Here is a 21,140-nt window from a genome sequence, read left to right on the forward strand (position 1 = left end):
GAGATGATGAGTGAGCGTCCAATTGGCCCTTTTCAGGTAAACCCTGTCGCCCTGGGGTGCATGAATCTGAGCCATGCCTATGGCCACCCAGCCACAGCAGCGCAGGCCCAAGCGCTGCTGCATGCGGCGCTGGATGCTGGTGTCAGCTTGTTTGATACGGCCGCACTCTATGGCTTTGGTGCCAATGAATCGCTGGTGGGGCCGGTGCTCAAGCCCCATCGCAGCCGTATTACGCTGGCCAGCAAGGGGGGTATGGCCGGTGTCCGAGGTGATGATGGTGTGGTGCGCCGTGTGATTGATGGCCATCCCAAAACTTTGCGCCGCAATTGCGAAGACAGTCTGCAGCGCCTGGGCACCGATGTCATTGACCTGTACTACCTGCACCGCTGGGATCCTCGGGTGCCGATCGAGGAATCGGTCGGTGTGATGTCGCGCCTGGTGGAAGAGGGCAAGGTCAGGGCTATCGGTCTGTCAGAGGTGGGCAGCGATACCCTGCGGCGCGCCCATGCTACCTACCCGATTGCGGCTTTGCAGAGCGAGTACTCGCTGTGGTCGCGCAATGCAGAGCTGGGCACCTTACAGGCCTGCCGCGAGCTAGGCATTGCCTATGTGGCCTTCAGCCCTGTGGGCCGGGCTTTTCTTTCCGGTAAATTGCCCGCTGGCACCACCTGGGCGGCGGGTGATATCCGTGCCGGCATGCCGCGTTTTCAGCCCGAAGCTTATGCCAAAAACCTGCGGTTGCTGGCACCCATGCAAGCGCTTGCCGAGCGCGTGGACTGCAGTCTGGCCGAGCTGGCCATCGCCTGGGTCTTGCACCAGGGCGAACATGTGATTGCGCTGCCGGGCACGACAAGTATCAACCATCTGCATGAAAATCTGCGAGGTGGGCATGTTCGGCTGGATGCCGCATTGCTGGCCGAGCTTGATGCGCTTTTCGCGCCAGAGGCCATCACCGGAGACCGCTATGCGTTGGCTGCGCAGCGCGAGGTGGATACCGAAAAGTATGCGTTTGAACAGCGCTGATCCTCCAGGAGGGAAAGGCGTGGTCTAGAGCTTGGCGTCGGATACAACGGCCCTCCAAGCTCTACCGCTCTGGCCTAGGCTGTCAGATAGCCTCCATCGACCGGAATGACTGCACCATTGACGAAGGATGCCGCCGGTGAACACAGAAAGCCGATCACCGATGCCACTTCTGAGGCCTGGCCCCAGCGTTGCATAGGGGTTCGCGACAAAATGCTTGCTGAGGCGTCGGGATCGGCCATCAAGCCTTCGCTCAATGGGGTAGCAATCCAGCCTGGGGCGACGGCATTGACACGTACCCCCGCCTCGGCCCAGGTTTGGGCAAGCGACCGTGTCAGCTGCACAATGCCGCCTTTGCTGGCGCTGTAGGCCGGGCGGTCCTTGCTTCCGAAATAACTGTACATGGAGGCCACATTAACAATGCAGCCCTTGCTTTGCAGCAGATGGGTGGCAGCCGCCATGGATGCCTGCATCACTGCTGTCAAGTTGATGTGCAGCACTTGCTGGAAAGCCTCTGGCTGGTATTCCTGCTCATGCCGGCTGATGCCTGCCGCATTGATGAGTGCATCCAGTCTGGGCAGCTCGGCAATGGTCTGTTTCAGCTGCGCGCTGTCACAGACATCTAGCTCCAGACATTGAATCCGAGGATGGCATGGTGCATGCGGCCCTTGTGCATCCAGCCCCAAGGCCAGCACCGATGCCCCTGCATCGGCGAAGTGGAGAGCCGTGCTGGCGCCAATCCCGGAGGTCCCTCCGGTCACGAGAATGAATGGCTTGTTTGACAGTAGGTTCATGGGTTTCCTGCATCAGTTGGTATCGATCCGGTGGCTGACGGGACGTCAGTATCGTGGTCTGTGCGTGTTTCTATTGCGGTATGGCCGAGCGGACGCTCATGGCCCTCAAGCGCTGCGCTGCCCGTTCATGCACGACTCTGGGAGGGTCGACACCGTCCGGGGGGCGCGTTATTGCCTGCCTTCTGTAGCTGCACTTTTTGACACCACCAAGGGTGCTGTTTCTTCCAAGCCCAGGGAGAGCACACCTGCAACGAGTGCGCCGCCTGCCGATATCCACATGGCAGCGGGAAGGCCGTAGAGATCTGCCGCCAGTCCTGCAACCGTCGGGGCCAGGAAACCACCGACCAGTTCTCCCGCGCCCATGATGAGGCCCAGTGCACCGGTCAGCACTTGCGGTGGAACGGTTTCGGCCGGTATCGTGGCCATGAAAAGCGTAAAGCAGCCCAAGCCGGTATAGGTGACGAACACCACCATGCCCAGCGCGGTGACGGAGTCGCCATAGATCAGGGCGATGGGGCACAGCGCTGCAATGGGCGCAAAGATAGCCAGGGCTGACTTGCGCCCAATCCGGTCGGAGATGGCGGGTACGGCAAAGCCCCAGAACACCCAGGCAGCGCCGAGGCAGCTCATCACAAAGCCCATGTCGCCGGCTGAAAACTCGCGGTACTGGATGAGGAAGGTGGGCGCGAACGAGATGATGATGATGAACCAGGTGAGAAAAAAGCAGCTGATCAGCATGCACAGCAACACGTTCCGCTCGCGCAGCAGGGCCCAGCGGTCGATGGGTGCTGGCTTGGCCTGTGCAGCTGCCGGGGCTTTTCCGGGGTGCTCATGCACCCAGCGCCAGATGGACAGGGCGATCAGGATGCCAGGGATGACGGTGACATAAAAGGCGATGCGCCAGCCAAAATGCGTGGCCAGGCCAATGACCACGGGCGGGCCGATCATCGCGCCAATCAGGCCTGCGGATGAGCCCTGCAGCAGGCCCATGTTGAGACCGCGCCGGGATGGGGTGGAGCTTTGGATCATCAGCGACTGCGCTATTGGCAGCACCGGGCCTTCGGCCAGGCCCATCAGTGCACGGAACACCAACAGGCTGACAAAGCCCCCCACCAGCCCGGACAGGGCTGAGCAGATGGAAAAAGCCAGCACGGCCACTACCAGCAGCGCCTTGCGCTTGGCACGCGAATCTGCCCAGGCACCTGCAATCGCTCCGGAGATGGCCCAGGTCAGGGCCAGGGCCGAGGAGATCATGCCCAGCTGGGTTTGGCTCAGGTCCAGCTCTTCCTGCATGAAGGGGAAGAGGAAGGACAAGGCCAGGCGGTCAAAAAAGACAAAGCCAAAGGTCACGAAGAGGATCAGCAGCAGACGGTTCTCATAGCTCCACCAAGAGCGGTTAGGGGATGGGGGCATGGCGTTCTCCAGATGGGCAGTCATCGGAAGAGCTTTTCGACGGCCTCCGCGCCCAGACCCACTTTTTCATAGTGGGCCTTGCACATGGCGATATAGGAGTGCACATCAAAGTAGCCATCAGGTTTGCCTTGCTCGTCTAGCCAGATCAGTGGTCCCTTGACGATAAAAAAGGCACGCATGGGTTCTGGGTGGTCAAAGGCGACCAGGGTATGGCCCTCGCCTGGCGTCTCATAGACAAAGTCGCCCTTGGTGGCTGTCCAGTCATGCTCCAGGTAGCCCCATTTGCCGGAGATGGTGTAGGCAAAGACTTCATGTGGGTGGTAGTGGCGGTTGACCAGTCCGGCTTTCTTGGCCATCAGAATGTCGCACCATTTGTTTTGTGAGGGCGAAATCCACAGGGGGCGGGAGAACACGGTGTCGGTGAAGGGAACGTACAGGCGTTCGTCGTCGGGGACTGCGTTCGGGGTGTAGACCTCGGGCAGTGCGTCAGGCATGAAGGGGTTGGCGATGGGGCTGAGGCTTTGCCAGAACTCGGTATTGGCTTTTTCGACCATGGGTGTCTCCTTGGGTAAGGGTGGGGCTGTTGCTAGGGCTGCTGTGTTGCCCTTGAGGGGCGAGAGCGGTGCAGCCGTTTGCCGTGATGAAGTCGCGCGGCTTGGGGTGGCGCCCGGATGTCCTGGTATTGCGCTTTGGGGACTGAGCTAGCGCGCGTGACTTGTCCGCCGGACGCGCATCAGCCCGCTTTGGGCGTTTGAATGGCGGGTTTGGGGTTCGTGCTGGTGAACGTGCTGCCTCTGAGGGCATGGAACCAGGTGTGTGTCATCCGAGGGCCTCCTTCTCTTGTGTGCGTTTAACAGAGCCTCATTCTGAGGAAGATGACCCTAGGCATCTAGGTGGCAGCAAAGCTAGCAGCTATAGCAAAATGGCATAATAATAGTTAAAAATTATTAAAAATCCATTAATTTCAGGGGTTAGCTATGAACTTGCAGCAAATTGAAACCTTCGTTGCGGTCGCAGAAACCGGTAGCTTCAGCAAGGCGGCCATGCTGTCCAATACGGCGCAGCCAGCGCTGAGTCGCCAAGTGCGGGCATTGGAGATGGAGCTGAGGGAGACTTTGCTGATCCGAACCGGGCGCGGCGTGACCTTGACGGAGGCTGGGCGCAGGTTGCTGGAGCACAGCCATGCCATCCTGCAGCATGTGGCGCAAGCCAAGGAGGACCTAGGTTGCGAGCGCGATGAACCGGTAGGGCGTATCGTGGTTGGCCTGCCCCCCAGCCTGGCCCGGCGCTTAACTTTGCCGCTGATCGATGCGTTCAGCCGTCAGATGCCCAAGGCCCGCGTCGCCATCGTGGAAGGCCTGTCAGTACAGATGGCGGAGTGGCTGGCCTCTGGACGTATGGATCTGGGCTTGGTCTACTCGCCCGAACCCCAGCCGCATATTGAAACGGCGCCGGTGCTTCAGGAGCGTTTGTGCCTGGTCGGGCCAGTCTGCGCGCTGGGCGACCGCTCATCACTGGCGTTTGGAGATCTGTCCGCTTTTCCGTTGATCATGCCGCAGTACGGCCAGATCTTTCGCAAATTGATGGAGGCCCAGGCTCGGCTGTCGCAGGTCAAGCTCAATGTGGTGTGGGAGGTGTCCAGCGTGCCCGCCATATTGGATTTGGTGCGGGGCGGCTATGGCTACGCAGCCTTGACGCAAAGCGCACTGGACGGGCAAGAGCTGGGCGCGCAGCTGGCAGTGGCACCGATCGAAGCGCCGGCCGTGATGATCAACCTGTGCCTGGCACAGTCCGCGAAACGCAAAACCACGCCGCTGGTCCGTTGTACCGCCGCCGTGCTGCACCATTTGACGACCCAGGTCTGCGAATCGGCCTAGGCTGTTCCTGCCGTGGCAGGGCAGAGTCATCCCAGGCTGGGTTTCATCGTAATTTTGTGTAGCAATGTGCTGGCTGCACCGGGGCAGGGTGGCGGGCCTCACTACAATGCGGAAGCCCTGTGCATGGACCCGTTTCAGCGGGACAGCGTCCGCAGGTGCAGCCCGGAGGTCGCTTTGCTGCCACACTCCGCTCGGGTTCTGTGTTGGCACCTCTACAATGCAGTGCAACTGATTCAATGACATGAAGATACTGCTTTGTAACGATGATGGTTATCAGGCGCCCGGCATTGTGGCGATGTATGCTGCATTGCAGGCCGTCGCCGATGTCGAGGTGGTGGCACCAGAACACAACAACAGTGCCAAATCGAATGCGCTGACCTTGCATTCGCCGCTGTATGTGCAGCGCGCCGCCAATGGATTTCGCTATGTCAACGGCACTCCGGCCGACTGCGTGCATATCGCACTGACCGGCCTCTTGGGTTATCGGCCTGATCTGGTCATCTCCGGCATCAATAACGGTGCCAATATGGGCGATGACACCATCTACTCCGGCACCGTGGGCGCGGCGATGGAAGGCTATCTGTTCGGCATTCCGGCGATGGCCTTCTCCCAGATCGACAAGGGCTGGGGCGAGCTGGAATCAGCCGCCAAAAAGGCCTGCGAGCTGGTGCAGCAGTTTGAAGCCTCCAAGCTCGTGACCCTCAAGCCCTGGCTGCTCAATATCAATATTCCCAACCTGCCGTTTGCGCAGATCAAGCCGCTCAAGCTCTGCCGCCTGGGGCGCAGGCATTCGGCGGAAAAAGTCATCACCCAGACCAGCCCCCGGGGCGAGACCATGTACTGGATTGGCAATGCCGGTCTGGCACTGGACGATGCCGAAGGAACCGACTTCCATGCGACGGCGGCAGGCCATATGGCGGTGACCCCACTGAAGGTGGACTTGACCGACCATGAGAGCCTGGCCTACTGGGCGCAGACGGCCACCAGCCTGCGCAAGGACCTGGAGGTGCCAGGGTGACCTTGCGCAAGCCCGGCTTTCCTGCCCGTGGTGCCATGCCTGTCAGCACCAAGCCGCAGGCCAGCAACGTGCATCGGCAATGGGCCCGGCTGCCGGCAGAGCTGTCGCCCGTGCCGATGGCGGTGCGCGAGTCGCTGGGGCCGGAAAGCGTGGATTTCACCTCGGCGCGCTTGCGCATGGTGCAGCGCCTGGCGGCATCGGGGGTGGAGCACACCCGGGTGCTCAAAGTGATGAATTCCGTGCTGCGCCACCAGTTTGTTGACAGTGCGCTGGCGGTTCAGGCCTATGAGGACACCAGTTTGCCTATAGGATTGGGGCAGACCATCTCCAAACCCAGCGTGGTGGCGCGGATGTGTGAATTGCTGCTGCAATCACCGGCGGGGAAAATGGGCCTGGGCCGCATTTTGGAAATCGGCACCGGCTGCGGTTACCAGGCGGCAGTTCTGAGCCTGATGGCCAAGGAGGTGTATACCATTGAGCGGCTGCGTGCGTTGCATGAAAAGGCGCGGGTCAACCTGCGGCCTTTGCGGCTGGCCAATGTGCACCTGATCCTCGGTGATGGCATGCTGGGTTTTGAAAAAGGCGCGCCTTATGCCGGCATCATCGCAGCGGCTGGTGGGGATTCGATCCCCCAGGCCTGGTGTGACCAACTGGCTGAAGGCGGCCGGCTCGTGGCCCCGGTGATGGGGCCGGGCCAGCAACAGGTTTTGCTCGTCGTGGACCGCAGCGCTGATGGGTTTCAGCGCACGGTTCTGGAGCATGTTCATTTCGTGCCCCTAAAATCGGGGCTTGGTTAAGAAGGATAGGTATGTTGGATTCACGTGGTGTTTTGACGTGGGGTGCCAGTGTGGTGGCAGCCATGGTGCTGGCAGGATGCGGTAGTACATCGCTGAACCAGGCGCCCGTGGAAGATCGGGGCTCTTCGGCCGGCCGCGCGCCGACCTCGACCTCGGCCACGCCGCCGCGCATCGATCCCGCAACCCTGCCTGGCGCAGAAAACGCTGGCAAGCCCGGTTATTACACCGTCAAGCCCGGCGAGACCCTGATGCGCATCGCCGCCGACAACGGCCAGAATTGGCGCGACATCGCCCGCTGGAGCAATCTGGAAAATCCAAACGTGATCGAAGTGGGCCAGGTACTGCGCGTGGTGCCACCGGTGACCACTACTGCCAGCGCTGCCCCGGCAGCCACGGCGCCTGCGGTGACGGGCGCCAACACGCCAGCGGCTACGCCTGCACCAGCTCCCGCACCTGCGGCAGCAGCGTCTGCACCCGCCGCAGCCGATGGCAACCTGGGCTTTATCTGGCCTTCGTCGGGCGCCGTGATTGCCGGCTTTGACGATGCGCGCAACAAGGGCCTGGACATTGGTGGCAAGGCCGGCGACCCGGTGGTGGCCGCCGCTGATGGCCGCGTGATCTACTCCGGTGCCGGCCTGCGCGGCTACGGCAACCTGATTCTGATCAAGCACAACAACACCTACCTGACTGCCTACGCCCACAACCAGACCTTGCTGGTGAAGGACGACCAGGTGGTCAAGAAGGGCCAGAAGATTGCCGAGATGGGCAGCTCCGACGCTGATCGCGTGAAGCTGCACTTTGAGGTGCGCCGCCAGGGCAAGCCGGTCGATCCATCGCGCTACCTGCCTTCCCGCTGATGCCGGGCACTTCCTCGAAGTCGACATCGCCGCCCGCCGACGATGTCGGCTTTTCCCATTTGGAGGACACCGCCTTGGTGTCGACAGAAGGGGATGAAGAGTCGGCGGAGGTCGAGTCGCAGACCTGGGAAAGCCGCACGGTCGTGGCCGGTGTGGATGAACACGGCATGCGCCTGGACAAGGCGCTGGCGCTGTGGGTGCCGGAGTTCTCGCGCAGCTACCTGCAGGCCTTACTGCTGCAAGGCGCGGTGCTGGTCAATGGCAAATCGGGCCTCAAGCCCAGCGCCAAGGTCAAGGCCGGGGATCAGGCGGTGGTTGAGCTGCGTCCCACGCAGCAAAGCCAGGCCTTTTTGCCGCAGGACATTCCGCTGGATGTGGTCTACCAGGATGAGCACCTGCTCATCATCAACAAGCCGGCCGGCATGGTGGTGCATCCCGCACCAGGCAACTGGAGCGGTACCTTGCTCAATGCCTTGCTGGCCTATGACGCCAAGGCGGCCCAGCTGCCGCGCGCGGGCATCGTGCACCGGCTGGACAAAGACACCAGTGGCCTGATGGTGGTGGCGCGCGAGCGCCAGACCATGGATGCGCTGGTCAAGCTGATTGCTGCACGCGATGTGCGCCGCAACTACCTGGCACTGGGCCACAAGCCCTGGCAGGGTGCGGCGCAGACCTCGGTCAGCCTGCCGATTGGCCGCGATCCGCGCAACCGCCTGCGCATGGCGGCGGTCGATCTGGCCCAACACCCGGGCAAACCGGCGCGTACCGATATCCGCCTGCTGGTCAATGGCCAGCAAGGTTGCGCGGTGTTCTGCAGCCTGCACACCGGTCGCACCCACCAGATCCGCGTGCACATGGCCTCGCTCCAGCATCCGCTGCTGGCCGATACGCTTTACGGCGGCACACCAGTCGCCGGCATGGAGCGCCAAGCCCTGCATGCGCTGCGGCTGGCCTTTGTGCATCCGGTCACCGGGCAGAGCATGTCCTGGTTCGCCATGCCACCTGCCGATATCACCTCGGCGATGGAAAATTGGGATCTTCGGTATAATTTGGCGGAATTGGCCTAAGCGCTACCCCTGCAGGTCTGGTTTTTCAGCCAGCGCAAACACCTGGTTTGCACACTGCATCGGTGGCGCCCAGTGCCGACGGCTATGGGCGCTTATGCCTTCGCCGTGATCTTGGCCATGCAAACGCGGCCCTCTTGATACGCATTCCTTTGTCTCAACACGCAGCTGCGCGCTGGCGTGCCAACAGGGATTTATCGCATGCATACTTTGGAAGCAAAACGGGTGCTGGAGACTGCGCTGATCTGCGCGCCCCAGCCCATCACCGTGCGTGAGCTACGGGGATTGTTTGCGGATGATTTGGGAACGGACACGCTCAAGGTGCTGCTGCAGGAGCTGCAGCTGGACTGGGCGCACCGCGGGGTGGAACTGGTACAGGTGGCATCGGGCTGGCGCTTTCAGAGCCGGCCGGAGATGCGCGAGTACCTCGATCGCCTGCACCCGGAGAAGCCCCCCAAGTACTCGCGTGCGACCTTGGAGACCCTGGCCATCATTGCCTATCGGCAGCCGGTGACCCGTGGCGATATCGAAGATATCCGGGGGGTTACCGTCAACAGCTTGATCATCAAGCAGTTGGAAGACCGGGGTTGGGTGGAAGTGATTGGCTACCGGGAGACCATCGGGCGGCCTGCGCTGCTGGCGACGACCCGGCAGTTTCTGGATGACCTGGGCCTGCAATCGCTGGACCAGTTGCCCGAGTTGGACAGCAGCAACCAGTCGCAGACCATGTTTGACAGCCTGCCGCTGGAAGCGCCGCAAGACGAGGCCGCGCCGCAGGAGGCAGGGCCAGCGGATGCCGAGGCTTTCGAGCTGGTGGGTGAGTCCATGGCCATGGCAGCGCCGGTTGCCGGTGGCGATGCGTTGCAAGACGCAGAGGATGCGCAGACTTTGCCTGAGGCTGGGTCTGCTAATGAAGAAGATGCGACCGCCGCTAGGGCGGCCGAGGCTCTGGAGGCCGGTGGCGAGGCAGATGCCGCCACCGCCGGGGTTGAAGACAAAGATGCGGATCCTTTGGACCGTGATGACGATGCACATAATTCCGCAGCAGGCGGGGTAGAAAAGCAAAAAGATGATGAGTGATACCAGCGATATGAATGCGCCCCAGGACGGAGATAAGGCCTTGCAAGAAGGTGCTGCCCCGTCAGAAAAGCGCCGTGCGCCGCGCAAGCGTGCCGTGCCCGCGCAAGCGGCAGCGGCCGACGAATCCCAGGCGGCTGGCGCCGATGCCGGCGAGTCTGATGGCGATGCCCAGCCCGCCGAGCCGCGTGCGCGCCGCGATGGCGAGCAGCGCGTGAGCCGCTACCCGGCCCGTGCCCGCCGTTTCCGCGAGCGTGATGGACAGCCGCGTGATGCGCAGAGCGCAGAAGGCGACGCGCCTCCCGCCCGTGGCCGTGGTCCTGCAGGCCGTCCGCAACGCGATGCCGACACCGAAGGCTATGCCTTCGAAGACGTGGTGGCCGGCGCGCTGGAAGCAGCGGAAGACTCAGATGCACCCGCACCGGTCAAGCGCGTGCTGCAGCCCCATGTGGAAGCCCCCAAGCTGCACAAGCTGCTGGCCCAGGCTGGCATGGGTTCGCGTCTGGAGATGGAGCGCCTGATTCTGGAAGGCCGCATCTCCGTCAACAACGAGCCCGCCCACGTCGGTCAGCGCATTTTGCACAGTGACAAGATCCGTGTGAACGGCAAGCTGATCACCTTCCGCATCGAGCAGCCGCCAGCGCGCGTGCTGGCCTACCACAAGCCCGTGGGCGAGGTGGTGACGCATGACGATCCACAGAACCGCCCCACGGTGTTCCGCAAGCTGCCGCGCGTCTCGCATGGCAAGTGGCAGTCCATTGGCCGTCTCGATCTGAACACCGAAGGTCTGCTGCTGTTCACCAACTCCGGTGAATTGGCCAACAACCTGATGCACCCGCGCTTCGGCCTGGAGCGTGAGTACGCGGTGCGCGTGCTGGGCGCCCTGACCAATGAAGAAAAGGCCTTGCTGCTGGCCGGTGTGAACCTGGAAGACGGTGTGGCCAGCTTTGGCTCCATCGACGACGGCGGTGGCGAAGGCGCCAACTGCTGGTACCGGGTCACCATCTCCGAAGGCCGCAACCGCGAAGTGCGCCGTATGTTTGAGTCGGTGGGTCACGCGGTCAGCCGCCTGATCCGTATCCGCTACGGCGCCATGGTGCTGCCGCGCGGTCTGCGCCGTGGCTCCTGGGTCGAGTTGGACCAGCACGATATCCAGGCGCTGACGATTGCTGCCGGTGGCGCTGCTGAACGCAAGCCGCGTGAGCAGAATTCCGCCGGACGCGGTGGCCGCAGTGACAACCGCCCCCAGCACAACGGCCCGCGCCCATCGGTGGGCCCGGCCAAGAACACCCGGGGTGGTGGCTTGCGCAAGGCGCCCGAGAAGCGCAACACCCAGCCCGATCCTATGAAGACCTCGCTGGGCTACATCGGTCATGACAGCCTGACGCGTCAGCGCCAGGGCCAACGCAAGAGCGGTGGCGGATTCAAGCGCGGTGGAAGGTCGTAGTCACGCCGCTGACTTCCAGGACACCGTACAATCAAAGGTTTGCTTTTAGAGCAAAAAATCCATCAACAGGAAATTTATTATGGCAATCGAACGTACCCTCTCGATCATCAAGCCCGATGCAGTGGCTAAGAATGTTATCGGTCAAATCTACGCCCGCTTTGAAGCTGCTGGCCTGAAGATCGTGGCCGCCAAGCTGGTGCAACTGTCGCGTCAAGACGCTGAGCAGTTCTACGCTGTGCACGCTGCCCGTCCTTTCTTCAAGGATCTGGTGGACTTCATGATCTCCGGTCCTGTGATGATCCAGGCTCTGGAAGGCGAAAACGCCATCCTGAAGAACCGTGAGCTGATGGGCGCTACCGACCCTAAGAAGGCTGACAAGGGCACGATCCGCGCTGACTTCGCTGACAGCATCGACGCCAACGCCGTGCACGGCTCTGACGCCGCTGAGACCGCCGCTGTGGAAGTGGCGTTCTTCTTCCCCGGCATGAACGTTTATTCCCGTTAATTGACATGTACGCGGCCGTATGGCCGCGTGGCATAGGTAAGTGGCCCGAGCGTATATCCATGACCACCAATTTGCTTGATTTTGATTTGGCTGGTTTGACCGCCTTTTGCGAAGGGCTGGGAGAGAAGCGCTTCCGGGCCACGCAGCTTTTTCGCTGGATCCACCAGCGCGGTGCAGCCGATTTCGACCAGATGACCGATCTGGCCAAGTCCCTGCGCGAAAAACTCAAGGGCACGGCCCATGTCACGGCACTGCCCGTGATCACTGAGCACGTGTCCACCGACGGAACGGTCAAGTGGCTGTTCGACGTGGGTGACGGCAATGCCGTCGAATCCGTATTCATTCCCGAAGATGACCGTGGCACTTTGTGCGTCTCTTCGCAGGCCGGTTGCGCGGTGGGGTGCCGCTTTTGCTCGACAGGGCACCAGGGCTTCAGCCGCAACCTGACTACTGGCGAAATCATGGCGCAGCTGTGGTTTGCCGAACACGCGCTGCGCAAGCGCCTGGGGCGCGATGAGCGCATCATCTCCAACGTGGTGATGATGGGCATGGGCGAGCCCTTGCAAAATTACACGGCCCTGGTGCCCGCGCTGCGCACCATGCTGGATGACCATGGCTATGGTCTGTCGCGCCGCCGCGTGACCGTCTCCACCTCGGGTGTGGTGCCGATGATGGACCGCCTGTCGCAAGACTGCGCCGTGGCGCTGGCCGTGTCGCTGCACGCGCCCAATGACCCTTTGCGCAATGGCCTGGTGCCGCTGAACAAGAAATACCCGCTCGCCGAGCTGATGGAGTCCTGCCGCCGCTACCTGGAGTTTGCGCCGCGTGACTTCATCACCTTTGAGTACTGCATGCTCGACGGCGTCAACGACCAACCCGAGCATGCCCAGCAATTGATAGCACTGGTGCGAGAGTATGCGGGCAACGGCGGGGCCTGGTGCAAATTCAATTTGATTCCATTCAACCCGTTTCCAGCCTCTGGTCTGTTACGATCACCTGCCAACCGGGTGACCGAATTTGCCAAGATGCTCTCGGATGCGGGCGTCGTGACCACCGTGCGCAAGACCCGGGGAGATGACATCGATGCGGCCTGTGGCCAGCTCGCTGGCGATGTGAAAGACCGCACCAAAGCGGCGGAGCGCATGGCCAAGAACCGGGTCATACCGCTGGCACAAGTCTAGAAATAGTCCAATCAGTTTGAGGAGGGTGTGCATGCAAGAGGCTGTGACAACAGGGCAACCGAGGGTGCATCGCCTCATGGCTGCCACCTTTTTGGGCTTGGCCCTGATGGGTGGTTTGTCGGGCTGCGGTACCGCCAGTAACACGGCCCGCGAGGATGCCGCCTATGTCACACAATCCGATGAGACCGAAATCCATCGGCGTGCACGCATCCGCCTGGAGCTGGCAGCGAGCTATTTCCAGACCGGCCGAACCACGATCGCGCTGGACGAGATCAAGCAGGTGCTGGCGCTGGACCCCAACAGTGGTGACGCCTACAACATGCGCGGCCTCATTTACATGCAGCTGGGCGAGCCCGATATTGCAGACGAAAGCTTTAGCAAGGCGCAGTCGCTCAAGCCCACTGATGCCAACATCATGCACAACCATGGCTGGTTGCTCTGCCAAGAGAAAAAATACGACGCGGCAGACCGTTACTTCAACCAGGCCTTGGTTCAGCGCCAGTATTTCCAGCAAGCCAAGACCTTGATGGCCCAGGGCCTGTGCCACGAAGCTGCCGGCAAGCCGGCCGAAGCCGAGGCCAGCCTGCTCAAGGCCTATGAGTACGACGCCGGCAATCCGGTCGTCAGCTTCAACCTGGCCAAGCTGATGAACCAGCGCGGCGACCCGCGCCGCGCCCAGTTCTATATTCGCCGCCTCAACAATGGCGAGCTGGCCAATTCCGAGTCCCTGTTTCTCGGTATCCAAATTGAAAAAGCCCTGGGTGACGGAGCGAGCGCGCGTTCGCTGGCGGCCCAATTGCAAAAGCGTTTCCCCGACTCCAAAGAGGCGGCACGTATCGCTGGTGGAGGCGTGCTGTGAACGAGTCTGATATCCAAGAAGCAACGAACGCAAACCAAGCAGCCCTCAGTGCTGGCGAGATGCTGCGCCAGGCCCGCGAAGAGCTGGGCTACCACCTGCCTGCCGTGGCCGCGCACCTGAAGGTGTCCGTCCACAAGCTCGAAGCGCTGGAAGCGGGCGACTGGAGCGCCTTTCCGGATGTGGTCTTTGTGCGCGCGCTGGCCTCGGCCGTGTGCCGTGTGCTCAAGATCGATCCCGCTCCCGTGCTGGCCCAGTTGCCCAAGCCGCCCGGTAAGGACCTGAGCCCAGGCGTTGAAAGCGTGAAGACCCGCGTGGCCGTGGGCCCGGCGCAGAGCAAGAAAAATGATTTCCCCAGCAGCAAGCCTTTCCCCTGGATGGGCGTGGTGGTACTGCTGATTGTGGCGACCGTTGGTGTGCTGTTCTATCCGCAGCTGGCGGACTACTGGAAGAGCTCCACCGCGGCTTCTGCCCCGGCACCTGCGCGCTCCAACAACGTCGCCGGCGTGGCTGACCAGTCCGAGCCAGTCGCACTGGGCGGCAGCTCTACCGATCCGGTGCCTGAGGCACCCGCCAACGGTGCCGCCGAGGCGGGTGCCACTGCTGCGCTGGTAGGCCCGGTGGGTCCAGCCGCAGCGGCCCCGGTGGCGGCAGCGCCTGCAGAAGGCGCGCCTATGTTGCATTTCAAGGCCACCCAGGACAGCTGGGTGCAGGTCAAAGAGGCCAGTGGCAAGGTGGTGTTTGAGAAGACCATCCGTGCCGGCACGAACGAAGATATCGCTGCCACGCCGCCGCTCAAGCTCATCGTGGGCAATGCGGTGGGTGTGGAGATGCAGCTGCGCGGGTCGGCTTTTGATCTGAAAAAAGTGACCAAGGGCAGCACCGCCCGTTTTGAGGTGAATTAAGTGCAAGAAGAGAACATCCTGTTGCCCGTGCCCATGGTGGCGCCGGCCGCCCGCAAAAGTCGCCAGGCCCGTGTGGTCTGGGGTGACCGTGTGGTGACGGTGGGGGGCGATGCGCCCGTGCGCATACAGTCGATGACGAATACCGACACCGTGGATGTGATCGAGACAGCCATCCAGGTCAAGGAGCTGGCGCAGGCGGGCTCGGAGATGGTGCGTATCACCGTCAACACACCGGAGGCCGCAGCAGCTGTGCCCTATGTGCGCGAGCAGCTCGACCGTATGGGCGAGAACGTGCCGCTGGTGGGCGACTTCCACTACAACGGCCACCGCCTGCTGACCGAGTTCCCCGACTGCGCCAAGGCGCTGTCCAAGTACCGGATCAACCCCGGCAATGTGGGCAAGGGCGATAAGAAGGACAAGCAGTTCGGCCAGATGATCGAGGCGGCCATGCAGTACGACAAGGCCGTGCGCATTGGCGTGAACTGGGGCAGCCTGGACCAGGAACTGCTGGCCGAGCTGATGGACGAGAACAACCGCCGCGCGGTGCCCTGGGATGGGCGCCAGGTGATGTACGAGGCGCTGATCACTTCGGCCATTTCCTCCGCACAGCGTGCCGAGGAAATGGGCCTGAACGGCGACCAGATCATCCTGTCCTGCAAGGTCAGTGGTGTGCAGGATCTGGTGGCGGTCTACCGCGGCCTGTCCGCACGCTGCGACTATGCCCTGCACCTGGGGCTGACCGAGGCGGGCATGGGCACCAAGGGCACGGTGGCCTCAGCCGCTGCGCTGGCTATCCTGCTGCAAGACGGCATTGGCGACACCATTCGCGTGTCGCTGACCCCGCAGCCGGGCGAGGCCCGCACGCAAGAAGTGGTGGTGGCCAGCGAGATTCTGCAAGCCATGGGCATGCGCAGCTTTGTGCCCAGCGTCACCGCCTGCCCGGGCTGCGGCCGCACCACCAGCACCACCTTCCAGGAGCTGGCGCGTGACATCGACCAGCACCTGCGCTCGCAAATGCCGGTCTGGCGCGTGAAGTACCCTGGCGTCGAAAAGATGAAGGTGGCCGTGATGGGCTGCATCGTCAATGGCCCCGGCGAAAGCAAGCATGCCGACATCGGCATCAGCCTGCCGGGCAATGGCGAATCGCCCGCGGCCCCCGTCTTTATCGACGGAGAAAAGGCGCTGACCTTGCGCGGTGACCGCATTGCGCAGGAGTTCCACGAGATCGTGCAAGCCTATGTGGAGCGCCGCTACGGTGCTGCCAAGGTAGATAATTGATAGCTGCACTTGCTGGCCTGGCAAGTGTTTGCAAGCATACTGAACAGAGAGATTGAAGCCCATGGGCATGAATGAAAAGCTGGCCGCCATCAAAGGCATGAACGATATCCTGCCGCCCGATTCGGCCATGTGGGAATGGTTTGAAGGTAAGGTGCGCGATTTGATGGGGCGTTTTGCCTACCGCAACATCCGCACGCCCCTGGCCGAGCACACGGCGCTGTTTGTGCGCGGTCTGGGCGAGGTGACCGACATTGTCGAGAAGGAAATGTATTCCTTCGAAGACCGGGCCGACAAGCACGGCCAGGCCGAGCACCTGACCCTGCGCCCCGAAGGCACGGCCGGCGTGGTGCGTGCGGTGGTCGAGAACAACATGCTGTATGACGGTGGCAAGCGCCTGTTTTACATCGGCGCCATGTTCCGCCGCGAGAAGCCGCAGCGCGGCCGCTACCGCCAGTTCCACCAGGTCGGTGTCGAAGCCATGGGCTTTGGCGGCGCCGAGCTCGATGCCGAGGTGATCCTGCTGGCCGCGCAGCTCTGGAAGGACCTGGGCATTGAAGGTGTGCGCCTGGAGCTCAACAGCCTGGGCCAGCCCGAGGAGCGCCGCGCGCACCGCGAGGCATTGGTGGCCTATTTCGAACAGCACACCGATGTGATGGACGAAGAGGGCAAGCGCCGCATGTACAGCAACCCGCTGCGCGTGCTGGACACCAAGAATCCGGCGATGCAGGCCATGGTCAATGCCGCGCCCCAGCTGCTGGATTTTCTGGGTGACGACTCCAAGGCCCACCTCAAGGCCGTGCAGGACATCCTAGACGCCAATGGCGTGGCCTGGTCGGTCAACCCGCGCCTGGTGCGCGGCATGGACTACTACAACCTGACGGTGTTCGAGTTCATCACCGACAAGCTTGGCTCGCAAGGCACGATCTGTGGCGGTGGCCGCTATGACTACCTGATCGAGCAGATTGGCGGCAAGCCCGCGCCGGCCGTGGGCTGGGGCATGGGCATTGAGCGCGTCCTCGAGCTGATCAAGGAGCTGAATATCCAGTGGGATCGCCCGTCTATTGACGCCTACGCTATCCTGCCGGACGCAGCACTGCTGCCGCAAGCCATGCGCGTGATCCAGACCCTGCGACAAGCCGGTGTGCGGGTGCAGATGCATGGCTCGGCCGTGGCAGGCAGCCTGGGCAGCATGAAGTCGCAGTTCAAGAAGGCCGATGCCAGCGGCGCCGCTTGCGCGCTGATCTTTGGCAGCGACGAGATGCAGCGTGGCATGGTGACCGTCAAGCAACTGCGCGATGGTGAGGGTGCCCAGGCCGAACGTGCGATCGACGCCGTGGCCGACTGGGCAGCGCAATTGCGCGCATGAGCGCAGCCTCGGCTGCAAGCAATTTTTTGATTCAACTCCATTAGAACAATATGGCAACGCATTTAGATCTGGAAGAACAGGAACAGATAGACCAGCTCAAGCACTTCTGGAACAAGTGGGGCACCTTGATCACCACGGTGCTGGTGATTGTGCTGGGTGGCTTTGCCGCCTGGAATGGCTACCAATACTGGCAGAACCGCCAGGCCTCGCAGGCCAGCGCGCTGTCGTCGGCGGTCGAGTCGGCCGTCAACTCGGGTGACAAGACCCGTATCGACCAGGCCTTTGGCGACCTGCGCAGCAACTACGGCAGCACCATCCAGGCGGCGCATGCCGGCCTGCTGGTCGCCAAGGCGGCGGGTGACAAGGGCCAGATGGACGATGCCAAGGCAGCGCTCACCTGGGTGGCAGACAATGCTTCGGACGAAGGACTCAAGGCCACCGCCAGCGTGCGTTTGGCAGCCGTGCTGCTCAACAGCCAGGCCTATGATGAGGCGCTCAAGGTGCTGGGCACCAAGATGCCGACCGAGTTCGATGCCGTGGTCGCAGACCACAAGGGCGATGTCTACCTGGCCAAGGGCGACAAGGCGCAAGCCATCGAGTCGTACAAGGCGGCTTTGCAAAAGACCGAACCAGGCGTGGAATACCGCAATGTGATCTCCGTCAAGCTCAATGCGCTGGGCGAAGATCTGAAGTGATGGATGGCAGAAGGCAGTGCGCATGAAACAACAACAGGCATATGCTGCAGCAGCTGCTGCAGCCAAGGTTTTGACGGTATCGGCAGTGGCTCTGGCCATTGCGGGCTGCTCTTTGTTCTCGTCGGACAAGCGCAAGCCTGCCGAGCTTGAGCCCAATGTCGCACTGCTGTCCGTGCAGCAGGTCTGGACACAGCGCATTGGCAAGAGCAACCCCACCTTGGTGATGAATGTCAGCGGCAAGGTGGTGACCTTGGCCTCTGCGGATGGCCATGTGGCTGCCGTCAATGCCGATACCGGTGCCGATCTCTGGCGCGTCAACGTGGGCCAGAAGCTCTCGGCCGGCGTGGGCAGCGATGGCAAATGGGCTGCCGTGGTGACCGAAGACGGCAACCTGGTCGCCCTGAGCCAGGGTAAGGAAATGTGGCGCAAGCGCCTGCCAGCGCGTGTCTATACCGCGCCGCTGGTGGCGGGCGAGCGCATTTTCGTGCAAAGCGCGGACCGCTCGGTGCAGGCCTTTGATGCGGCATCCGGCCAAGCGCTGTGGAGCCAGGCCAAGACCAGCGAAGCGCTGGTGCTGCGCCAAAGCGGCGTGCTGACCGCCTACCAGGACACCCTGGTCGCTGGCGTGTCGGGCCGCTTTGTCGGTATCGATCCCAACACCGGCGCACTGCGCTGGGAAGTGCCGATTGCCAGCCCCCGTGGCACCAATGACGTCGAACGTCTGGTGGAACTGGTGGGTGGCGTGTCGCGCGAAGGTTCGGTGCTGTGCACGCGTGCCTACCAGATGGCCGTCGGCTGTATCGATGCATCCACGGCGCAGCTGAGCTGGACCGTGCGTGCCGAAGGCATCAACGGGATCTCCGGCGATGCCGACGTGGTGGCCGGTGCCGATGGCAATGGCGTGATCACGGCCTGGGCGCATGATGGTGGCAGTGTGGTGTGGACGAGCAATCGCCTGCGCTACCGCAAGCTGAGCCAGCCGCTGGTGCTGGGCCGCTCTGTGATTTTTGGTGATAGTTCGGGTACGGTGCATATGCTGTCCAAGAAAGACGGCTCGCCGCTCAACCGCTTCTCTACCAACAGCTCCGGTATTTCCGTGGCACCGGTATTGGCGGGCAACACCATGGTGGTGCAGACGAATGATGGCGCGGTGTATGGCTTTCGGCCCGAGTAAGAAAAGAAAAAGTAGTCAGGAATGAAGCCAGTTATTGCTTTGGTGGGGCGTCCCAATGTGGGCAAATCCACCTTGTTCAACCGGATGACAAAGTCGCGCGACGCTATCGTTGCCGACTTTGCCGGTTTGACGCGTGATCGCCACTACGGCCAAGGCCGTCAGGGCAAGCACGAATACATCGTGATCGATACCGGTGGTTTCGAGCCCGATGCGACCAGTGGCATTTTCAAGGAAATGGCCAAGCAGACCCGCCAGGCCGTGGCCGAGGCGGATGTGGTGCTGTTCGTGGTCGATGTGCGCCTGGGTCTGTCGGCCCAGGACCATGAGATTGCCGGCTACCTGCGCCGCCTGGGCAAGCCCGCCATGCTGGTGGGCAACAAGGCCGAAGGCATGAAGGACGGCGGCCAGCTGGCCGAGTTCTACGAGCTGGGTCTGGGCGAGGTGTTCCCGGTATCGGCCGCGCACGGCCAGGGCATCCGCACCATGATCGACATGGCGCTGGAGCAGTTGCCCTGGCTCAACCAGGAAGACGATGCCGAAGCCGAAGAGGACGAGCAGGTCATCAAGCTGGCCGTGGCAGGGCGCCCGAACGTGGGCAAGTCCACCTTGATCAACACCTGGCTGGGTGAAGAACGCCTGGTGGCCTTTGACATGGCCGGTACCACGCGCGATGCGATCGCGGTGCCGTTCGAGAAGAATGGCCAGAAATTCCAGCTGATCGACACCGCCGGTTTGCGCCGTAAGGGCCGCGTGTTCGAGGCCATCGAGAAGTTCTCGGTGGTCAAGACCCTGCAGGCCATTGAAGGCGCCAACGTGGTGCTGCTGCTGCTCGATGCCACGCAAGGCGTGACCGACCAGGACGCGCACATCGCCGGCTACATCCTGGAAAGTGGTCGCGCCGTGGTGCTGGCCGTGAACAAGTGGGATGCGCTCGACGATTACGGCCGCCAGATGCTGGAGCGCTCGATCGAGCTGCGCCTGTCCTTCCTGAAGTTTGCGCCGCTGCACTTCATCTCGGCCAAGAAGCGCCAGGGGCTGGGCCCGCTGTGGACCTCGATGACCCAGGCGCACAAGTCGGCCCTGTGCAAGATGCCCACGCCCGTGCTCACGCGCGTGCTGCTGGAGTCGGTGCAGTACCAGACGCCCAAGAAGATCGGGCCTTACCGCCCCAAGCTGCGCTATGCGCACCAGGGTGGCATGAACCCACCGGTGATCGTGATCCATGGCAATTCGCTCGAACACATCACCGATGCCTACAAGCGCTTCCTGGAAGGTCGTTTCCGCAAGGAATTTAATTTGATCGGCACCCCCTTGCGGATTGAATTCAAGACCTCACATAACCCTTACGCTGACAAAGATTGATAGCGTACAAGTGAGATGAGGCCTGATCCACAGGCCCATCACATGAAACAACCATTTATCGTTCAGTTAGATTGCCACTGTGGTAAGGTGGCGTTTTACAACAACACTGTCCGAACACGGAGAATATCGTGAGCAACAAAGGCCAACTTCTGCAAGATCCATTCCTCAACGCTCTGCGCCGCGAGCATGTGCCTGTGTCCATCTACCTGGTCAACGGCATCAAGCTCCAAGGCCAGATCGAATCCTTTGACCAGTACGTTGTGCTGCTGCGCAACACCGTCACCCAGATGGTGTACAAGCATGCGATCTCGACCATTGTCCCCGGTCGTGCCGTGAACTTCTCGGCACCTGATTCGCAAGACAACGAAGCCGCAGCCTAACGCTTTTGATAGCACGACATCCGCGCCAGCCGCGGGTGAGCAGCTCTACATCATTGAGTAATCAACAAAATTCC

The 21,140-nt window shown here is 62.0% G+C and carries 21 protein-coding genes; 18 read left to right on the forward strand and 3 right to left on the reverse strand.

The features are described from left to right. The first annotated feature begins 6 nt into the window (after nt 1–6). Complete coding sequence (locus EDF71_RS10905; protein ID WP_133856608.1) at nt 7–1,023, forward strand: aldo/keto reductase; 1,017 nt, start codon at nt 7–9, stop codon at nt 1,021–1,023. 74 nt (nt 1,024–1,097) lie between these two features. Here EDF71_RS10905 and EDF71_RS10910 read toward each other — a convergent pair whose 3' ends face one another. The 3 genes from EDF71_RS10910 to EDF71_RS10920 form a co-directional block, all read right to left on the reverse strand. Then, nucleotides 1,098–1,814, reverse strand: a complete 717-nt coding sequence (locus EDF71_RS10910; RefSeq protein ID WP_133856609.1) for an SDR family oxidoreductase — start codon at nt 1,812–1,814, stop codon at nt 1,098–1,100. Between the two features lie 168 nt (nt 1,815–1,982). Further along, entirely contained in the window at nt 1,983–3,227 is a 1,245-nt protein-coding gene (locus tag EDF71_RS10915) for an MFS transporter (RefSeq protein WP_243854258.1), read from the reverse strand. Nucleotides 3,228–3,247: 20 nt separating this feature from the next. Beyond that, nucleotides 3,248–3,781, reverse strand: coding sequence for a 2,4'-dihydroxyacetophenone dioxygenase family protein (locus EDF71_RS10920; RefSeq protein WP_133856611.1), 534 nt, complete (start codon nt 3,779–3,781; stop codon nt 3,248–3,250). Between the two features lie 423 nt (nt 3,782–4,204). On the opposite strand from EDF71_RS10920, the gene EDF71_RS10925 reads away from it, so the two are divergent. The 17 genes from EDF71_RS10925 to hfq all read left to right on the forward strand — a co-directional run bounded on the left by EDF71_RS10925 (nt 4,205) and on the right by hfq (nt 21,066). Beyond that, complete coding sequence (locus tag EDF71_RS10925; protein ID WP_133856612.1) at nt 4,205–5,104, forward strand: LysR family transcriptional regulator; 900 nt, start codon at nt 4,205–4,207, stop codon at nt 5,102–5,104. Nucleotides 5,105–5,345: 241 nt separating this feature from the next. Continuing rightward, nucleotides 5,346–6,122: a 5'/3'-nucleotidase SurE gene (surE, locus tag EDF71_RS10930; RefSeq protein ID WP_133856613.1), complete on the forward strand. Its 777-nt coding sequence runs from the start codon at nt 5,346–5,348 to the stop codon at nt 6,120–6,122. 116 nt (nt 6,123–6,238) lie between these two features. Next, nucleotides 6,239–6,919, forward strand: a complete 681-nt coding sequence (locus EDF71_RS10935) for a protein-L-isoaspartate(D-aspartate) O-methyltransferase (RefSeq protein WP_243854263.1) — start codon at nt 6,239–6,241, stop codon at nt 6,917–6,919. A gap of 11 nt (nt 6,920–6,930) precedes the next feature. Then, a complete protein-coding gene (locus tag EDF71_RS10940; protein WP_133856614.1) occupies nt 6,931–7,776 on the forward strand; it encodes a peptidoglycan DD-metalloendopeptidase family protein in 846 nt (281 codons plus the stop codon). Continuing rightward, nucleotides 7,776–8,843 carry an RluA family pseudouridine synthase gene (locus tag EDF71_RS10945; RefSeq protein WP_133856615.1) on the forward strand — a complete coding sequence of 356 codons (1,068 nt, stop codon included), beginning with the start codon at nt 7,776–7,778 and terminating at the stop codon, nt 8,841–8,843. Before EDF71_RS10940 ends, EDF71_RS10945 begins: the two co-directional genes overlap by 1 nt. 198 nt (nt 8,844–9,041) lie before the next feature. Next, the gene (gene scpB / locus EDF71_RS10950; protein WP_133856616.1) at nt 9,042–9,920 is read left to right on the forward strand and encodes an SMC-Scp complex subunit ScpB; all 879 of its coding nucleotides are present in this window, start codon (nt 9,042–9,044) and stop codon (nt 9,918–9,920) included. Then, nucleotides 9,910–11,364, forward strand: coding sequence for a pseudouridine synthase (locus EDF71_RS10955; protein ID WP_133856617.1), 1,455 nt, complete (start codon nt 9,910–9,912; stop codon nt 11,362–11,364). Before scpB ends, EDF71_RS10955 begins: the two co-directional genes overlap by 11 nt. A 79-nt stretch (nt 11,365–11,443) precedes the next feature. After that, nucleotides 11,444–11,869: a nucleoside-diphosphate kinase gene (ndk, locus tag EDF71_RS10960; RefSeq protein WP_021027513.1), complete on the forward strand. Its 426-nt coding sequence runs from the start codon at nt 11,444–11,446 to the stop codon at nt 11,867–11,869. 59 nt (nt 11,870–11,928) lie between these two features. Further along, the gene (gene rlmN, locus EDF71_RS10965) at nt 11,929–13,050 is read left to right on the forward strand and encodes a 23S rRNA (adenine(2503)-C(2))-methyltransferase RlmN (protein WP_133856618.1); all 1,122 of its coding nucleotides are present in this window, start codon (nt 11,929–11,931) and stop codon (nt 13,048–13,050) included. 76 nt (nt 13,051–13,126) lie between these two features. Further along, the gene (gene pilW / locus EDF71_RS10970) at nt 13,127–13,909 is read left to right on the forward strand and encodes a type IV pilus biogenesis/stability protein PilW (RefSeq protein WP_243854259.1); all 783 of its coding nucleotides are present in this window, start codon (nt 13,127–13,129) and stop codon (nt 13,907–13,909) included. After that, nucleotides 13,906–14,811 carry a helix-turn-helix domain-containing protein gene (locus EDF71_RS10975; RefSeq protein ID WP_133856620.1) on the forward strand — a complete coding sequence of 302 codons (906 nt, stop codon included), beginning with the start codon at nt 13,906–13,908 and terminating at the stop codon, nt 14,809–14,811. Before pilW ends, EDF71_RS10975 begins: the two co-directional genes overlap by 4 nt. Before the next feature lie 33 nt (nt 14,812–14,844). After that, nucleotides 14,845–16,089, forward strand: a complete 1,245-nt coding sequence (gene ispG, locus EDF71_RS10980; protein ID WP_133856646.1) for a flavodoxin-dependent (E)-4-hydroxy-3-methylbut-2-enyl-diphosphate synthase — start codon at nt 14,845–14,847, stop codon at nt 16,087–16,089. A 61-nt stretch (nt 16,090–16,150) separates the two neighbouring features. After that, entirely contained in the window at nt 16,151–17,455 is a 1,305-nt protein-coding gene (gene hisS / locus EDF71_RS10985) for a histidine--tRNA ligase (protein ID WP_133856621.1), read from the forward strand. A 50-nt stretch (nt 17,456–17,505) separates the two neighbouring features. Then, nucleotides 17,506–18,150 carry a tetratricopeptide repeat protein gene (locus EDF71_RS10990; RefSeq protein WP_133856622.1) on the forward strand — a complete coding sequence of 215 codons (645 nt, stop codon included), beginning with the start codon at nt 17,506–17,508 and terminating at the stop codon, nt 18,148–18,150. A 22-nt stretch (nt 18,151–18,172) separates the two neighbouring features. Further along, a complete protein-coding gene (bamB, locus tag EDF71_RS10995) occupies nt 18,173–19,324 on the forward strand; it encodes an outer membrane protein assembly factor BamB (protein ID WP_133856623.1) in 1,152 nt (383 codons plus the stop codon). Between the two features lie 21 nt (nt 19,325–19,345). Continuing rightward, entirely contained in the window at nt 19,346–20,686 is a 1,341-nt protein-coding gene (der, locus tag EDF71_RS11000) for a ribosome biogenesis GTPase Der (RefSeq protein ID WP_021027520.1), read from the forward strand. 128 nt (nt 20,687–20,814) lie between these two features. Then, entirely contained in the window at nt 20,815–21,066 is a 252-nt protein-coding gene (hfq, locus tag EDF71_RS11005) for an RNA chaperone Hfq (protein WP_021027521.1), read from the forward strand. Nucleotides 21,067–21,140: the final 74 nt, after the last annotated feature.

Origin of the sequence: Comamonas sp. JUb58, assembly GCF_004364775.1 — a bacterium.
GTDB lineage: Bacteria > Pseudomonadota > Gammaproteobacteria > Burkholderiales > Burkholderiaceae_C > Comamonas.

What these genes read in the sequence shown, in the direction of transcription:
- EDF71_RS10905 (WP_133856608.1), top strand. Translation starts at nt 7, where the DNA reads ATGAGTGAGCGTCCAATTGGCCCTTTTCAGGTAAACCCTGTCGCCCTG.
- EDF71_RS10910 (WP_133856609.1), bottom strand. Translation starts at nt 1,814, where the DNA reads ATGAACCTACTGTCAAACAAGCCATTCATTCTCGTGACCGGAGGGACC.
- EDF71_RS10915 (WP_243854258.1), bottom strand. Translation starts at nt 3,227, where the DNA reads ATGCCCCCATCCCCTAACCGCTCTTGGTGGAGCTATGAGAACCGTCTG.
- EDF71_RS10920 (WP_133856611.1), bottom strand. Translation starts at nt 3,781, where the DNA reads ATGGTCGAAAAAGCCAATACCGAGTTCTGGCAAAGCCTCAGCCCCATC.
- EDF71_RS10925 (WP_133856612.1), top strand. Translation starts at nt 4,205, where the DNA reads ATGAACTTGCAGCAAATTGAAACCTTCGTTGCGGTCGCAGAAACCGGT.
- surE (WP_133856613.1), top strand. Translation starts at nt 5,346, where the DNA reads ATGAAGATACTGCTTTGTAACGATGATGGTTATCAGGCGCCCGGCATT.
- EDF71_RS10935 (WP_243854263.1), top strand. Translation starts at nt 6,239, where the DNA reads ATGGCGGTGCGCGAGTCGCTGGGGCCGGAAAGCGTGGATTTCACCTCG.
- EDF71_RS10940 (WP_133856614.1), top strand. Translation starts at nt 6,931, where the DNA reads ATGTTGGATTCACGTGGTGTTTTGACGTGGGGTGCCAGTGTGGTGGCA.
- EDF71_RS10945 (WP_133856615.1), top strand. Translation starts at nt 7,776, where the DNA reads ATGCCGGGCACTTCCTCGAAGTCGACATCGCCGCCCGCCGACGATGTC.
- scpB (WP_133856616.1), top strand. Translation starts at nt 9,042, where the DNA reads ATGCATACTTTGGAAGCAAAACGGGTGCTGGAGACTGCGCTGATCTGC.
- EDF71_RS10955 (WP_133856617.1), top strand. Translation starts at nt 9,910, where the DNA reads ATGATGAGTGATACCAGCGATATGAATGCGCCCCAGGACGGAGATAAG.
- ndk (WP_021027513.1), top strand. Translation starts at nt 11,444, where the DNA reads ATGGCAATCGAACGTACCCTCTCGATCATCAAGCCCGATGCAGTGGCT.
- rlmN (WP_133856618.1), top strand. Translation starts at nt 11,929, where the DNA reads ATGACCACCAATTTGCTTGATTTTGATTTGGCTGGTTTGACCGCCTTT.
- pilW (WP_243854259.1), top strand. Translation starts at nt 13,127, where the DNA reads ATGGCTGCCACCTTTTTGGGCTTGGCCCTGATGGGTGGTTTGTCGGGC.
- ispG (WP_133856646.1), top strand. Translation starts at nt 14,845, where the DNA reads ATGGTGGCGCCGGCCGCCCGCAAAAGTCGCCAGGCCCGTGTGGTCTGG.
- hisS (WP_133856621.1), top strand. Translation starts at nt 16,151, where the DNA reads ATGGGCATGAATGAAAAGCTGGCCGCCATCAAAGGCATGAACGATATC.
- EDF71_RS10990 (WP_133856622.1), top strand. Translation starts at nt 17,506, where the DNA reads ATGGCAACGCATTTAGATCTGGAAGAACAGGAACAGATAGACCAGCTC.
- bamB (WP_133856623.1), top strand. Translation starts at nt 18,173, where the DNA reads ATGAAACAACAACAGGCATATGCTGCAGCAGCTGCTGCAGCCAAGGTT.
- der (WP_021027520.1), top strand. Translation starts at nt 19,346, where the DNA reads ATGAAGCCAGTTATTGCTTTGGTGGGGCGTCCCAATGTGGGCAAATCC.